The sequence below is a fragment of the Bradyrhizobium sp. Ce-3 genome, assembly GCF_022835695.1.
Taxonomy (GTDB): domain Bacteria; phylum Pseudomonadota; class Alphaproteobacteria; order Rhizobiales; family Xanthobacteraceae; genus Bradyrhizobium.
The window spans coordinates 1-1242 of sequence record NZ_BQUV01000018.1 but is presented as its reverse complement, the minus strand read 5'-3'; the positions used below and the strand labels follow the sequence as shown (position 1 = coordinate 1242).

Sequence of the window (1242 nt, the reverse complement as noted above, 5' to 3'; positions counted from 1 at the left end):
CAGCCCAAGGCGGTGCCGCTCGGCCTCGTCACCCGGCTGGAGGAGATCGCAACCGACAAGATCGAGCTCTCGAACGGCCGCTACATGGTGCAGTACCGCGAGCAGCTGATGCCGCTGGTGCAGATGGCAGGGGTCGAGGTGCAGACGCAAGGCGCGCAGCCGATCCTGGTGTTCGCCGACGACGGCCGCTCGATGGGGCTCGTGGTCGACGAGATCATCGACATCGTCGAGGAGCGGCTCAACATCGAGGTCGCAGGCTCGCAGGACGGCATTTTGGGCTCGGCCGTGATCAAGGGCCAGGCCACCGAGGTGATCGACGTCGGCCACTTCCTGCCGATGGCGTTCGCCGACTGGTTCTCGCGCAAGGAGATGCGCCCGTCGGCGACCGCGCAGTCGGTGCTCTTGGTCGATGACTCCGCGTTCTTCCGCAACATGCTGGCGCCGGTGCTCAAGGCCGCCGGCTACAAGGTGCGGACCGCGCCGAATGCGCAGGAGGGCCTCGCCGCGCTGCGCTCGGGACAGGCCTTCGACGTCGTGCTGACCGACATCGAGATGCCCGAGATGAACGGTTTTGAGTTCGCCGAGAACATCCGCTCGGACCACAATCTCAACCAGCTGCCGATCATCGCGCTGTCGGCGATGGTGTCGCCGGCGGCGATCGAGCGCGGCCGGCAGGCCGGCTTCCACGACTATGTCGCCAAGTTTGACCGTCCCGGGCTGATCGCGGCGCTGAAAGAGCAGACCGCCGAACTGCGCCGCGCCGCGTGACCGGATGCAAGGAAACGAATCGATGACCAGCAAGACCGAGACGACTGAAGGCGCGATGGCCGAATACGTCACCGCCGTGATCGGCGGGCAGCTGTTCGGGCTGCCGATCTCGCGGGTGCAGGACGTGTTCATGCCGGAACGGCTGACGCGGGTGCCGCTGGCCTCCAGCGAGATCGCCGGCGTGCTCAATCTGCGCGGCCGCATCGTCACCGTGGTCGACATGCGCGCCCGGCTCGGCCTGCCGAAGGCCGACGACGGCAAGCCGCCGATGGCGGTCGGCGTCGACCAGCGCGGCGAATCCTATGGTCTGCTGATCGACCAGATCGGCGAGGTCTTGCGGCTGCCCGACAACGGCCGCGAGGACAACCCGGTCAACCTCGATCCCCGCATGGCCAAGCTCGCCGGCGGCGTCCACCGCCTCGACGGCCAGCTCATGGTCGTCCTCGATATCGATCGCGTGCTCGAACTGGTGCC

2 protein-coding genes are annotated in these 1242 nt (G+C 67.5%); both read left to right on the top strand.

Annotated features, from left to right (window positions below; translation table 11 throughout):
• On the top strand, nt 1–768 hold a 768-nt coding region (locus BRSPCE3_RS35625), incomplete at its 5' end, for a response regulator (protein ID WP_244071778.1).
• Nucleotides 769–790: 22 nt separating this feature from the next.
• The coding region (locus tag BRSPCE3_RS35620; protein WP_244071776.1) for a chemotaxis protein CheW at nt 791–1242 on the top strand (452 nt) is incomplete at its 3' end.